The 13,175-nt window shown below is 61.3% G+C and carries 12 protein-coding genes and 2 tRNA genes; 11 read left to right on the top strand and 3 right to left on the bottom strand.

What is annotated here, in order from left to right; genetic code table 11:
- Positions 1-78: 78 nt before the first annotated feature.
- Entirely contained in the window at positions 79-1,047 is a 969-nt protein-coding gene (locus LCM24_RS11485) for an NAD(P)H-dependent flavin oxidoreductase (protein WP_090479879.1), read from the top strand.
- Here the strand turns inward: LCM24_RS11485 and LCM24_RS11480 are convergent.
- The 3 genes from LCM24_RS11480 to LCM24_RS11470 form a co-directional block, all read right to left on the bottom strand.
- On the bottom strand, positions 1,044-1,565 hold the full coding sequence (locus LCM24_RS11480) for an AHH domain-containing protein (protein ID WP_224804467.1): 522 nt from the start codon (positions 1,563-1,565) through the stop codon (positions 1,044-1,046). The two genes, LCM24_RS11485 and LCM24_RS11480, sit on opposite strands and share 4 nt — an antisense overlap.
- 10 nt (positions 1,566-1,575) lie before the next feature.
- A complete protein-coding gene (locus LCM24_RS11475) occupies positions 1,576-2,286 on the bottom strand; it encodes a hypothetical protein (protein ID WP_224804465.1) in 711 nt (236 codons plus the stop codon).
- Positions 2,287-2,491: 205 nt separating this feature from the next.
- Positions 2,492-2,977, bottom strand: a complete 486-nt coding sequence (locus LCM24_RS11470; protein ID WP_412093803.1) for a flavodoxin family protein — start codon at positions 2,975-2,977, stop codon at positions 2,492-2,494.
- 84 nt (positions 2,978-3,061) lie between these two features.
- Here LCM24_RS11470 and recJ point away from each other — a divergent pair, with 84 nt between their 5' ends.
- From recJ to phoU, 10 genes are all read left to right on the top strand, one after another.
- Positions 3,062-4,849, top strand: a complete 1,788-nt coding sequence (gene recJ, locus LCM24_RS11465) for a single-stranded-DNA-specific exonuclease RecJ (protein WP_224804461.1) — start codon at positions 3,062-3,064, stop codon at positions 4,847-4,849.
- Positions 4,850-4,934: 85 nt separating this feature from the next.
- Positions 4,935-5,009 (top strand) — tRNA-Glu (locus LCM24_RS11460).
- Positions 5,010-5,055: 46 nt separating this feature from the next.
- Positions 5,056-5,130 (top strand) — tRNA-Glu (locus LCM24_RS11455).
- 65 nt (positions 5,131-5,195) lie between these two features.
- Positions 5,196-6,368 carry a sensor histidine kinase gene (locus tag LCM24_RS11450; protein WP_224804459.1) on the top strand — a complete coding sequence of 391 codons (1,173 nt, stop codon included), beginning with the start codon at positions 5,196-5,198 and terminating at the stop codon, positions 6,366-6,368.
- 150 nt (positions 6,369-6,518) lie between these two features.
- On the top strand, positions 6,519-7,880 hold the full coding sequence (locus LCM24_RS11445) for a porin (RefSeq protein WP_224804457.1): 1,362 nt from the start codon (positions 6,519-6,521) through the stop codon (positions 7,878-7,880).
- A 124-nt stretch (positions 7,881-8,004) separates the two neighbouring features.
- Positions 8,005-9,048, top strand: a complete 1,044-nt coding sequence (locus LCM24_RS11440) for a substrate-binding domain-containing protein (protein WP_224804455.1) — start codon at positions 8,005-8,007, stop codon at positions 9,046-9,048.
- 17 nt (positions 9,049-9,065) lie between these two features.
- A complete protein-coding gene (gene pstC / locus LCM24_RS11435) occupies positions 9,066-10,451 on the top strand; it encodes a phosphate ABC transporter permease subunit PstC (protein WP_160594696.1) in 1,386 nt (461 codons plus the stop codon).
- Positions 10,444-11,694: a phosphate ABC transporter permease PstA gene (gene pstA, locus LCM24_RS11430; RefSeq protein WP_090479897.1), complete on the top strand. Its 1,251-nt coding sequence runs from the start codon at positions 10,444-10,446 to the stop codon at positions 11,692-11,694. The genes pstC and pstA overlap by 8 nt, the downstream gene beginning before the upstream one ends.
- 38 nt (positions 11,695-11,732) lie before the next feature.
- Positions 11,733-12,479, top strand: a complete 747-nt coding sequence (pstB, locus tag LCM24_RS11425) for a phosphate ABC transporter ATP-binding protein PstB (RefSeq protein ID WP_218152636.1) — start codon at positions 11,733-11,735, stop codon at positions 12,477-12,479.
- 13 nt (positions 12,480-12,492) lie between these two features.
- Positions 12,493-13,164 carry a phosphate signaling complex protein PhoU gene (phoU, locus tag LCM24_RS11420; protein ID WP_090479900.1) on the top strand — a complete coding sequence of 224 codons (672 nt, stop codon included), beginning with the start codon at positions 12,493-12,495 and terminating at the stop codon, positions 13,162-13,164.
- Positions 13,165-13,175 lie beyond the last annotated feature (11 nt).

Raw genomic sequence — 13,175 nt, 5'->3', positions numbered from 1 at the left:
TTACGTAACGTCACACTCGACAAGTCGGATACTGCGCCATAGGCACGCTGCTTCAGAAGAGTAGAGGAGCCCTACAGCATGAGCCTGCCTGCCCCGTTCGACAAACTGCGCATTCCGGTAATCGGATCGCCTCTCTTCATCGTGTCCGGGCCGGAATTGGTGATCGCCCAATGCAAGGCCGGTATTGTCGGCAGCTTCCCGGCTCTCAACGCGCGTCCGCAAAGCGAACTGGACGAATGGCTCCATCGTATCACCGAAGAGCTGGCAGCCCACAACCGGGACAACCCGGATCGCCCGGCAGCGCCATTCGCGGTCAATCAAATCGTTCATCGATCCAATGACCGCATCGAAGCGGACATGGCGACCTGCGCGAAATGGCAGGTTCCACTGGTGATCACCTCCCTTGGCGCGAGGGAAGAAATCTTCGACGCGGTCCGCGGTTGGGGCGGCATCACCATGCATGACGTCATCAACAATCGCTTCGCTCATAAAGCCATCGAGAAGGGCGCCGATGGGCTCATCCCCGTCGCCGCAGGCGCTGGCGGCCATGCCGGTACGCTCAGCCCCTTCGCCTTGATGCAGGAAATCCGCGAGTGGTTCGATGGATTGGTCGCGCTATCCGGTTCGATCGCTCACGGTCGCTCCATCCTTGCAGCGCAAGCTCTCGGAGCGGATTTTGCCTATATCGGTTCGCCTTGGATCGCGACCGAGGAAGCAAATGCAGTCGACGGGTACAAGGAAGGCATCGTCGAAGGCAGCGCGGACGGCATCGTCTACTCGAACCTGTTCACCGGAGTGCATGGTAATTACCTGCGTTCGAGCATTGAGAAGGCAGGTCTCGATCCGGAAAACCTTCCGGAAAGCGATCCCAGCAAGATGAATTTCGGCAGCGGCGGCAACACCAAGGCCAAGGCGTGGAAGGACATCTGGGGTTCGGGACAGGGTATCGGAACGGTGAAGAGCGTCGGGCCGGTAGAGGACATGGTTGCCCGGCTCGAAACCGAATATACCGCGGCCAAGAAAGCGCTCGCCGAAGCGACCGCCTAGGCCGCGGCCGCCCACAGACCATCGGCCAGGGCATCGAGTTCGGAGAAATCGATGCCTCTGCTGGCGGGGTCCTTGCGATTGAGGCGGATCGGGCGCGTTTCGTCCAAAAGCTGTTTGCGAAGCGTTTGCTGGAGCAGTCGCAACCCGGCAATCGCATCCCGACCGGCTGCGTCGCAATCGGATTTGCGACGAATTTTCCATAGAGCCTCGATATCTCCGACCCGGTCTATGACCATCGCATTATATTCCTGATGCGGGCCGCGATGGAGAGGCAGGGCCGTGCGCCGTGCGGCCTTTTCGCAGGACGGCAACAGCATTCCGTTTATCCTGAAGTCGTCGAAACCGATCCGCTCTCGTCCCAAGGCAGCGAACATCGAGCCGAAGCATGATCGATTCAGCAATTGCCGCGGGAGAAGATGGTGGCGTTGCATGGCCGGATCGTGGCCATGCGCACCTCGCCGGTTAACCGCACGAAAAGGCACGCGGAAGCGCTGGTCCGGGTAGAGATGGCGACCCAAAGCGAATTCCTTACATCGTGCGAACCTCAATCAGAGCGTCATCGACGGGCACGACACGCAGCTCGACCCCATCATCCAGGGTGAACCGCGTCTCCTGATCCAGCCGCCCGAGAGGCACCAGCTCGTGGATCAATCTAATCGCGATGCGCATTGCGGCACTTCGATCGATCGAGAGCTCCGGCGAGAGTGCAAGCTCGCGTCCCACAAACCACCGCAGCCCATCGGTGCAGAGGCGCCCCTGCCCATCGACGATGTGTCCAACCAGTCCGAGAGCGGGAAATGCCCCCCCTTCCATCCAGGAGGAAGCGAGCGAGGTGAAGACAGCCCGGGACATCGCCGAACCGCTCGGCCCCCAGTATACGGCTTGAACGCCTCCGAGGGCCTCGATCAGTGCCGTTGCTGCATCCAGCATGGCTCGCACCACAGGGATACTGCTCGAAGCATCGGCGAGGTGAGGCCCCGGCGTAAGTGCAATGGCGTCATGAGAAGCCAGGTCGATATCGGAGGAAAGGCTCAACCGGTGCCTGACCGGCGGCAATACGAGCTTCGGTCCCGGGGCGAGCCCGAGACAATCGAAAGTCATGCCCCATTTGAGCAGTTCCAGCCACGTGCCTTCCGGCGAGTCCCCGAACGCTTCTCGAGCATGGCGATGCGCAGCATCGCGCTGGAACGGGTCATGACTGATCGTAATGTCTTGGATAGTCGAGATAGCATCGATCAATTCCGACCGGTGTGGCCGACAGTCGCGATCGAACATCAAGAATAGGGCGTTAACGGGGGCCGAGCGATCATTCGCTTTGTCCGACCCCTTCCCCATACTGCGTCCCAAACCCCCGATCCCACTCCTTTCAAGCCTTTAGCGAAAAGCCCTATAACGTCGAGGCTCTTGCGCCGAATTACTTCCAGATTGGATGATTCTTCGGCAACTAGAAAATACCCTGCCCGATGCCTTCGGCAAAGGCCTCCCCCAGACTTCTCGCGGTCCTCAAATGATCTTCAGACACGACCTTCGATGCCAGTATCGCCTCGGCAGTCTGGGCATCCGTGTTGACGATGAAATGATCGAAGACGCGTTTCAACCGCCAGCCTTTCGCGATGCGATCGATCTGGCGCTGCGCACCTGCCCCGTCCGAACCTGCCGCTATGATGGTGGCAAAGGCCCTACCCTCGATCTTTCCCAGCACCGGGTAATAGCAGCGATCGAACATCTCTTTCATGCAGCCGCTCATCGATGCGAGGTTTTCCGGGCACACGAAAAGATACCCGCTCGCCTTGAGTATATCGGCCGGTTCCACCTCAGCCGCGGCAAGAATGATTGCAGCTTCTCCGGCGCCATCCTTGGCGGCCTTGGCGAGCGCCTCGCTCGTGCCTGTTCGGCTATGCCAGATTATGAGTAGCGGCCCTGTTTCCATCTCGCGCTGAACCATCCAGCATGGCTGTCGATTGTCAATGGCGCCTGCTTGCTGCGACCTGTCGGGAAGAGGTAGAACATCAGGATGGCTACATCTGCACTTCCCTATGTCTATGGCGTTTCGCGCTCGCTAACCGGCAAAGCCTGGCGTTGGCGCGGCGGCAATATGGACTTGGGCCAGGGAAACTTCGCGGGCGGCAACGACATCCTGCGGCAGATCCTGCTCGCGCGCGGGGTAGGTTCCGACGACATCGATCGCCACATGACCCCGACCCTGCGCGATTTCCTTCCTGACCCGTCCGAATTCAACGACATGGACGTGGCCGCAGAACGTATTGCACAGGCCATTCTGACGAATGAGAAAATCACCGTTTACGGTGATTACGACGTCGATGGCGCGACCAGTTCCGCGCTGCTGATCCGGCTGCTTAGGGATCTCGGGGTCGATGCGGACTATTACATCCCGGATCGCCTGCTGGAAGGTTACGGTCCGTCGGGTGAAGCGCTGGTCAAGCTGGGTCAATCCGGCTCCAGCCTCGTGGTTACGGTCGACTGCGGCGCAATGGCTCATGACGCATTGTCCATGGCGAGCGATGCGGGCGTGGACGTGATCGTCGTCGATCACCATAAATGCTCGCCCGAGTTGCCGCGCACGGTCGCGCTCGTGAATCCGAACCGGCTCGACGAGAACGACCTTGCCGCAGCGCATGGCCATCTCGCGGCAGTTGGCGTGGCCTTCCTGCTAGCGATCGCGCTGGTTCGTACCCTGCGCGAAAGCGGATATTTCGAGAATCGCGCCGCCCCCGACCTGCTCGCCCTGCTCGACCTCGTCGCGCTTGGCACTGTCGCCGACGTCGCCGCCTTGCATGGTCTTAACCGTGCATTCGTCGCACAAGGCCTGAAAGTGATGGGCAAGCGCGCCAATACGGGCATGGCGGCACTGATCGATGCCAGCCGGCTCAAGCGCAGCCCGGTCTGCTCCGACCTGGGCTTTGCGTTGGGGCCACGCATCAACGCGGGTGGGCGTGTCGGCGAATCCACCTTGGGCGTGCGATTGCTCACCACACAGGATCCGGAGGAAGCTGCGCAGATTGCCGCTCAGCTTTCCGCTCTCAACGAGGAACGGCGCGCAATCGAAGCCGAGGTCCAGCAGGCAGCGGAAGAACAGCTCGCCGCCCAGCACAATCGTGCCGTGCACGTCCTCAACGGCGAAGGGTGGCATCCCGGCGTGATTGGCATTGTCGCCGGACGGATCAAGGAAAAGACCGGCAAACCCTCGGTGGTTATCGCGGTGGACGAGGCGTCAGGGGAAGGCAAAGGATCGGGACGTTCGATTTCCGGCGTAGATCTGGGCGCTGCGATTATCCGTGCGCGTGAAGAAGGCTTGCTGGTCAAGGGTGGCGGACACGCGATGGCCGCAGGCCTAACGGTAGAGGTCGGCAAGATAGATGCCCTGGCCGAGTGGCTCGACAGCCATCTCGAGCAGGCGGTCGCACGCGCTTCCGACAACCTCGAAATGCTGCTCGATATCGCGGTCGCTCCGGGAGGTCTTACGCCCGAGCTGGTCGACACGCTTGATGCCGGGGGGCCTTACGGGGTTGGCTGGCCCGGTCCGCGTGTAGCAGTCGGCCCTGTCAGGCTCGTGAAATGCGATATCGTGGGCACAGACCATGTCCGCCTGATTGCCAGCGGCGATGACGGAAAAAGCTTCAAGGGAATCGCATTTCGGGCCGCCGACAGCGAGATGGGCCAGGCCCTTCTCCATGGCTCGCGTGGACGACGACTGTGGCTGGCAGGCCGCGCGAAGATCGACGATTGGGGCAGCCGTCCGCAAGCGGAACTGCACCTCGAAGACGCCGCTTTCGCAGACTGATCGGCAAGTTGCACAATTCGAGGCTTGACGCTTTCGACGCCCCCGCCTAAGTGCCCCGCCACGCCACCGACCCGGCAACGGGTGTGGCCCGTTCGTCTAGCGGTTAGGACGCGGCCCTTTCACGGCTGAAACACGGGTTCGATTCCCGTACGGGTCACCACGGTGGCGTTATTGCATCTGCAATCCGCGCAAAGCGCCACTTTTGTGGCCCGTTCGTCTAGCGGTTAGGACGCGGCCCTTTCACGGCTGAAACACGGGTTCGATTCCCGTACGGGTCACCACTTCTCCGAAATTTCGCTCCGATTACGGCTGGCGCAGGCAATCGCGCCAAGCTAAGCGGCTTGGCATGAGCGCGCGCTCCTTCCCCTGGTCCGCCTTTGCCCTGGCGATTGCGACGGCCATCGGTCTTCTCATGCTCGAGATTCCTTTTCTCGTTGTGACTGTCATCCTGCTCGTCTGGGCGGGGTCGCTATGGCTCGTCGGTTCCACACCGCCCCCTCCTGCGGAAAAGAACAGCGACGGCGCGATCTCGCGCGATTCCATGGGCGATCTGTTCGAGCACTCCGAAACGCCGGTCCTGCTCACAGAGGGCGGACGGGTCATCATCGCGAACATTGCCGCGCGCAGGCTGCTGGGGGCACACATCCTTGGACAGGATGTGAAGATGGCCTTGCGCCAGCCGGAAGCGGTGCGACTGCTGGAAAAGCCGGAAGACGGTGCCGCCGTTGTGAGGGGCCTCGCTCGGCGCAAGGATATCTGGCGAATCAACCGCAAGAAACTGGACAAGAACCTCTCTGTCATCGAACTGGTCAACAAGACGGCCGAGGCCGATATCAGTCGCGCGCATACCGATTTCGTCGCCAACGCCAGTCACGAATTGCGCACGCCGCTTGCAGCAATCCTCGGATATGTCGAAACGCTTCGCGAGGACGGGCCGGATATCGAACCGAAGATGGCTGAGAAGTTCCTCGCGACGATCCAGCGCGAGGCGAAGCGCCTGCAGGACCTTGTCAGCGATCTCATGTCTCTGTCGCGTATCGAGGCTGAGAAACACGACCTGCCCGCCAAGACGGTTGCGCTCGCGGATCTTGCAAAGCGCGCGTCCCAGGATGGCGCTGGGGCAGAACGCCTGGATCGCCTGGATTTCGAATCTCATGGCGACTTCCTCGTCCGCGGCGACGAACAGCAGCTTGAACAATTGGTCCGCAACCTGGTCGACAACGCCATGAAATACGGCGCGCCGGGTACGCCGGTCACGGTCAGGCTCGTGCCTCAGGGCGATGCACGAGTGATGATGACCGTAACCGATCGCGGCGACGGCATCGCTCCGGAACACATTCCGCATCTCACGCGCCGTTTCTACCGTACCGATCCGGGTCGCAGCCGCGCTTCCGGAGGAACCGGGCTCGGCCTCGCCATCGTGAAGCACATCGTCGAACGGCATCGCGGCAAGCTTGTGATCGAGAGCAAGCAAGGTGAAGGAACGCGGGTGAAGATCACCCTTCCCCTTGCCGACTGAGCGCGCCCAATGCCCCGTTTTCCGGGCTTTCCCACAGCTATGCACATGTAATCCACAGGCTTGGAGCGTCGTGTGAACTTGTGTCACAAACCCGTAATTATCGGGTCATAGAGGCGTCTCCGGATCGTAACCTTGTAAGGGATTCGTCACATGAATTCGCCAATCCGGCTCTCCGTCATTGCCGCCGCACTAAGCTGCACCATCGCTACACCCGTATTTGCTCAGGCCGAGACGGCCCCTTCGGCTGCCCAGGAACTGGCAGAGATGCGCGCCCAGCTCGCAGCGCTCGTCACGCGCATCGACCAGCTCGAAGGCGAACTCGCTGAAGAGAAGGCTGCAAACGCTGCGCAGGACGCGACGATCGCCGCCAACGCGGAAGCCGTCGCCGCACCCGCCTCCGCACCAGAGCCGCAGGTCGCTACCCTTGAAAAGAAGGATGGCTGGAGCTTCAAGCCGCGCGGTCGCCTGATGTATGATGTCGGCTTCACGAGCGTTCCCGAATCAACCGGCCGCGACGACGGCTTCGGAAACGAAGTGCGCCGCGCGCGCCTTGGTGCATCCGGCGGGCTTGGCGGAGGCTTCGGCTACAAGTTTGAGCTCGATTTCGCCGGAAACGAAGTCGAAGCGGCCGATGCCATCCTGACCTACGAGGACGGCGGGCTGGACATCGCGATCGGCCACCACAACAATTTCCAGTCCCTCGAAGAACTGACCAGCAGCCTGCACACGACCTTCATCGAACGTGCTGCTTTCACGGATGCTTTCGGGTTCGAACGCCGCATCGGCGCATCGGTCAGCTACAGCGCCGGGGTCGTCCTGGCGCAGGCCGGTGTCTTCACCGACAATTTCGATGACACCGGGACGAACAATCGCGGCTTCGACGGTCGCGTGGTCGTGATGCCGAAAAGCGGCAACACCCAGTTCCACCTCGGCGGATCGCTTCACTACAACGATCTGGGCGAGGATGACGCCAGCGTACGTTATCGCCAGCGCCCGCTCGTGCACTTCACCTCCGAGCGGTTCGTGAACACCGGCAATCTGGATGCCGACAGCGAATTCGGCGTCGGGCTCGAAGGCGCCGTAATCTCCGGACCTTTCCACGCTGCTGCCGAAGGCTTCTGGCAGAACGTCGACATGCCCGCGATGACCGACAACCCGACTTTCTTTGGCGGCTATGCCGAAGTCGGCTACTTCCTCACCAAGGGCGACAGCCGCGGTTATAAGGGCGGTAAGTTCGATCGCACGAAGCCCGAAAACCCCGTCGGCGAAGGCGGCATGGGTTCGGTTCAGCTGAACCTGCGCTATGACTATCTCGACCTCAACAGCGCAGGAATCGTAGGCGGAATCCAGAACGGCTACCTCGCGTCGCTGATCTGGAAACCGACGGATTACACGCTCTTCAGCCTCAACTACGGCAAGATGGACTACACCGATGCAGTCCATGCCAAGGCGGATGGCGACACGGATTACACCGTAGATGCTTTCGGAATTCGCGCTCAGGTCGATTTCTGATCCATATCCCGCTAGGGGCATCGACAACGATTCGGTGCCCCGGAGCGGAAGTCACACTTTTGTCGTCACCTTGTAACAATCCCGCGCTCTTGCGCGGCTAGTTGGACAACATAGGGGTTCTACCATGACCAAGACTTTCAAGATTGCTCTCGCCGCCGCTTCGGCTCTCGCGCTCACCGCTTGTGGTGACAATTCCGCCGGTGGCGGTTCGCGCGAACAGATCAAGGCCGTCGGCTCCTCGACCGTCTTCCCGTTCTCGAAGGCCGTTTCGGAAGCGTTCGCCCGCGACACCCAGTTCGCATCGCCGATCATCGAATCGACCGGTACTGGCGGCGGCATGAAGCTGTTCTGTGCCGGCGTCGGCGCCGAAACGCCGGACATCGCCAACGCATCGCGCCGCATGAAGGCCAGCGAGTTCGAGACTTGCCAGACCAATGGCGTGACCGACATCATCGAAGTCCAGGTCGGCCTCGACGGCATCGCCCTTGCCTCCTCCAAGGGTGGCATCATGATGAACCTCACGCCCAAGATGGTTTACGAAGCACTTGCTGCGTCGCCCTATGGCGGTGAGCAGACCACCAAGACCTGGGCGGATGTCGATCCCTCGCTCCCGGCCGAGCCGATCCTCGTTTACGGTCCGCCGAGCACCTCGGGCACGCGCGACGCGCTCAAGGAACTGATCCTTGAAGCGGGCTGCAAGACCGACGAAGCCACCAAGGCTCTCAAGGAAACCGACGAAGACCGTTACGACCAGGTCTGCACCGAAGTCCGTAGCGACGGCGCTTATGTCGACCAGGGCGAGCAGGACAACCTGATCGTGCAGAAGATCGAAGGCAATCCGAATGCCGTGGGGATTTTCGGCTATTCCTACCTTGAGGAGAATCTCGACAAGGTGCAGGGCCTGCCGATGAACGGCGTCGACCCGACCTACGAGAACATCTCGAGCTTTGAATATCCTGGCGCACGTCCGCTCTTCATGTACGTCAAGAAGGCGCACCTCGACGCCATCCCCGGCCTGAAGGAATTCCTCAGCCAGTGGGCAGGCATGTGGGGCAAGGACGGACCGCTCGCCAAGATCGGCCTCGTCGCCAATCCCGATGATGCGGCAGCTGCAGCCAATGCTGCTGTCACCGAGTACACCACGCTCGACGGTTCCGAGCTGAAGTAAGGGTAACCACGCACGCAATGTCGCTAACCATTCTGCTCCTCCTGGCCCTCGGGCTCGGGCTCGCCGGATGGTTGGCGGCTCGTGCGCGTGCGTGGACCTTCCGCAAGGCGAGCCCGACCGGGCGGCTCGCCAGCTTGCCGAGCTATCACGCGTGGTACGTCGCGCTCTGGATAGTCTTGCCCGTCCTCGTCTTCATCGCCATCTGGAGTGCGGTTGCGCCGGGTCTTGTGACCCAGTCGGTGCTGGCTGCGCCCGCGGCCGACCAGCTTCCTGCATTCGGCTTCCAGCGCCAGACGATCCTCAACGAAGCGCGTGCGGTTGCCACCGGTGCAGCCCAGGGCGTCTTCAATCCCCTCGCCCGCGAGTTCGTCGAACCATATCGCGACGCCCTGTCGTTCTATAACTGGATCGGCATCGCCGCGACGCTGGTCATCGCCTTTCTCGGCGGGGCCTTCGCCTTCCTGCGCCTGAAGCCCGATTTCACTGCTCGCACGCGGGTGGAACGTATCGTCATGGCGATCCTGCTGGGCGCCTCGCTGGTGGCTATCCTTACGACCATCGGGATCTTCGTCAGCCTCGTTTTCGAGACGCTGCGCTTCTTCGGAATGGTCAACCCGATCGACTTCCTTTTCGGAACACACTGGGCACCTGACCCGATGAGCAATCCGGAAAACCCGGATGCCACCCGCTACGGCGCAATCCCGCTCTTCTGGGGCACGCTGTTCATCGGTGCGATCATCGCCATGATCGTGGCGATACCGCTCGGCCTGATGAGCGCTGTCTACTTGACGCAGTACGCGAACCCGCGCCTGCGCGCCTGGGTTAAGCCCACCCTTGAAATCCTCGCTGGCGTGCCGACCGTCGTCTACGGTTACTTCGCCGCGCTCACCATCGCCCCTGCGATCCGCGACCTGGCGGTCGACTTGGGGGCATCCAACCCGTCTTCCGAAAGCGCGCTCGCTGCAGGCCTGGTCATGGGTGTCATGATCATTCCGTTCGTGTCGTCGATGGCCGACGATTCCATTGCTGCCGTGCCGCAATCCATGCGCGACGGAAGCCTTGCGATGGGCGCCACCACGAACGAGACCATTCGCCGAGTCCTGGTTCCGGCGGCCCTTCCCGGCATCGTGGCCGGCGTGATGCTCGCCATCAGCCGCGCGATTGGCGAAACCATGATCGTGGTGATGGCCGCATCGACCGCGGCCAACCTCAGCGCCAACCCGCTCGATTCCATGACCACCGTCACGGTGCAGATCGTGGCCATGCTGACGGGCGAAGGCAGCTTCGACCACCCTGCCACGCTCAGCGCTTTTGCGCTCGGCTTCGTCCTGTTCATGGTCACGCTCGGTCTCAACTTCATCGCCCTGCGCGTCGTTAAGAGGTTCCGCGAAGCTTATGAGTGAGCACATCGCCCCCACGCGTACGCCCGCTTTCGAGGCGCGCCTCAAGAAACGCTATGCGGCTGAGAAGCGCTTCCGGTCGCTTGGCCTCGCAGCGATCGTTTTTTCGGTCGCGGTGCTGGTTTACCTGCTTGGCACGATGACATTGAATGGCATCGGCGGCTTCCAGCGCGCCGAGCTGGAAGTGCCGATCGACTTTACACAGGCAGGTCTATCCGCAGACCCCGCGACGATGGACTCCCCCCAAGCGCTGCAATCGCTGCAAGGTCAGGGACTTCCCGAAGTGGTTCAGTACTTCGCGCAGGAATCCTTGGGCGAAGCCGGAGCCGAAGAGCTCGGTGCACAGGCCTGGCGCGATGTCGCGCAGGCCATCATCGACGATCCGTCGATCGTGCGCGGACAGGAAACCTTCTGGCTTCCCGCCAGTGCAGACCTCGCCAGCGGATATTCCGGTGAAGGGTCGCAAGACCTGCAGGCGCTTGCCGCAGAGCTCGATGCAGCGGGTAAGATCGACAAGAATTTCGATGCGGGTTTCTTCTCGCGCGCCGATGCCACCAACCCGCAGCAGGTGGGTATCTGGGGCGCCCTCAAGGGCTCGATGCTGACGATGATCGTCACGCTTTTGCTGGCCTTCCCGATCGGCGTCCTGGCCGCGCTTTACCTCGAAGAATACGCTCCGAAGAACCGCTGGACCGACCTGATCGAGCTTTCGATCAACAACCTTGCGGCCGTGCCGTCGATCATCTTCGGCCTGCTCGGGCTCGCCGTGTTCCTGACCCTGTTCCCCAACCTGCGTTCCGCCCCCGTTATCGGTGGTATGACGCTGGCGCTCATGACCATGCCGGTCATCGTCATCGCGGGCCGCAACGCGATCAAGGCGGTTCCGCCGAGTATTCGCGACGGCGCGCTGGCTGTCGGAGCTTCGCCGGTCCAGGTGGTATTCCACCACGTTCTGCCACTGGCCTTGCCCGGCATCCTGACGGGTACGATCATCGGCATGGCACGAGCGCTCGGCGAAACCGCTCCGCTGCTGATGATCGGGATGCGCGCCTTCGTCGCCAGCCCGCCCGACGGCTTTACATCGCCTGCCACCGTCCTGCCCATGCAGATCTTCCTCTGGTCGGATGAAATCGACCGCGGTTTCGTGGAACGGACAAGTGCGGCTATCATCGTCCTATTGCTGTTCCTCCTGCTGATGAACGGCCTCGCCATCTACCTGCGCAACAAGTTCGAGAAAAAGTGGTGACCGTAGTTCACGAAAACCTGGAAGATACCGACGCCAAGATGAGCGCGCGGGACGTCTCCGTTTACTACGGCGACAAGAAGGCGATCGACGAAGTGTCGATCGATATCCCCACGCGCTACGTCACGGCATTCATCGGCCCATCGGGCTGCGGCAAGTCGACTTTCCTGCGCACGCTTAACCGCATGAACGACACCATCCCTTCGGCCCGCGTCGAAGGGGACATCATGCTCGACGGCGAAGATATCTACAAATCAGGCATGGACGTGGTGCAGCTGCGCGCTCGCGTCGGCATGGTCTTCCAGAAGCCCAATCCTTTCCCCAAGTCGATCTACGAGAACATCGCCTACGGTCCGAAGATCCACGGTCTGGCCGAAGGCAAGGACGAACTGGACGCGGTCGTGGAAAAATCGCTTCGCCGTGCCGGTCTATGGGAAGAAGTGAAGGATCGCCTGCAGGACAGCGGCACAGCGCTTTCGGGCGGCCAGCAGCAGCGCCTGTGCATCGCGCGCGCAATTGCAGTCGATCCCGAAGTCATCCTGATGGACGAACCCTGCTCGGCCCTCGACCCGATTGCCACCGCCAAGATCGAGGAACTGATCGACGAACTCAACGGCCGATATGCCATCGTGATCGTCACACACTCGATGCAGCAGGCGGCCCGCGTCAGCCAGCGCACGGCCTTCTTCCACCTCGGAAAGATGGTGGAATATGGTCGTACTTCTGACATATTCACCAATCCGCTCGAACAGCGGACCCAGGATTACATCACCGGCCGGTACGGATAAGGCTTTGGAAAAGATGCAAGAACATACCGTTAAAGCCTTCGACGAAGATATCACGCGCCTCCGCGGCCTGATCGCTGAAATGGGCGGATTGGCCGAAGTCGCGATCCAGCAGTCGCTCGACGCACTTGTCCGTGGTGACGACGATCTGGCGAAAAAGGTCGTCAAAGGCGACAAGAAGATCGACGCGCTGGAAAGCGAGATCGACAAGCTTGCCGTGCGCATCATTGCCCTGCGCGCGCCCATGGCGGACGACCTTCGCGAAGTGATCGCCGCGCTGAAGATCGCCGGCGTGGTGGAGCGTATCGGCGACTATTCCAAGAACATTGCAAAGGCGAGCCGCGAGATCGGCGACAATCGCAAGAAGTTCGAACCGCTCACCCTGCTCCCGGCCATGGCGGAAGTGGCCAGCGAGATGGTCCACGATGTCCTGACTGCCTACGCCGCTCGGGATCCGGAACTCGCCAAGGAAGTCATCCTGGCGGACGAAAAGGTCGATGCCTTCTACAACTCGATCTTCCGCAATCTCGTCAGCCACATGGTTGAAAATCCCTCGATGATCTCGAGCGCTGCGCAGCTGCTTTTTGTAGCCCGCAATCTCGAACGTATAGGGGATCACGCGACTAACGTAGCCGAAATGGTGCACTTTGCAGCTACCGGACAATATCCGGTAGATGAGGACGGCTGACACATTCCTGT

The organism is Qipengyuania aquimaris (assembly GCF_020171965.1).
Lineage (GTDB): Bacteria > Pseudomonadota > Alphaproteobacteria > Sphingomonadales > Sphingomonadaceae > Qipengyuania > Qipengyuania aquimaris_A.
Note: the sequence above shows the minus strand (reverse complement) of the source record. Positions and strands in the feature narration are given on the sequence as shown.

Excerpts from the sequence above, each read along its gene's own strand:
- LCM24_RS11485 (WP_090479879.1), top strand. The coding sequence starts at position 79 with ATGAGCCTGCCTGCCCCGTTCGACAAACTGCGCATTCCGGTAATCGGA.
- LCM24_RS11470 (WP_412093803.1), bottom strand. The coding sequence starts at position 2,977 with ATGGAAACAGGGCCGCTACTCATAATCTGGCATAGCCGAACAGGCACG.
- recJ (WP_224804461.1), top strand. The coding sequence starts at position 3,062 with ATGGCTACATCTGCACTTCCCTATGTCTATGGCGTTTCGCGCTCGCTA.
- LCM24_RS11450 (WP_224804459.1), top strand. The coding sequence starts at position 5,196 with ATGAGCGCGCGCTCCTTCCCCTGGTCCGCCTTTGCCCTGGCGATTGCG.
- LCM24_RS11445 (WP_224804457.1), top strand. The coding sequence starts at position 6,519 with ATGAATTCGCCAATCCGGCTCTCCGTCATTGCCGCCGCACTAAGCTGC.
- LCM24_RS11440 (WP_224804455.1), top strand. The coding sequence starts at position 8,005 with ATGACCAAGACTTTCAAGATTGCTCTCGCCGCCGCTTCGGCTCTCGCG.
- pstC (WP_160594696.1), top strand. The coding sequence starts at position 9,066 with ATGTCGCTAACCATTCTGCTCCTCCTGGCCCTCGGGCTCGGGCTCGCC.
- pstA (WP_090479897.1), top strand. The coding sequence starts at position 10,444 with ATGAGTGAGCACATCGCCCCCACGCGTACGCCCGCTTTCGAGGCGCGC.
- pstB (WP_218152636.1), top strand. The coding sequence starts at position 11,733 with ATGAGCGCGCGGGACGTCTCCGTTTACTACGGCGACAAGAAGGCGATC.
- phoU (WP_090479900.1), top strand. The coding sequence starts at position 12,493 with ATGCAAGAACATACCGTTAAAGCCTTCGACGAAGATATCACGCGCCTC.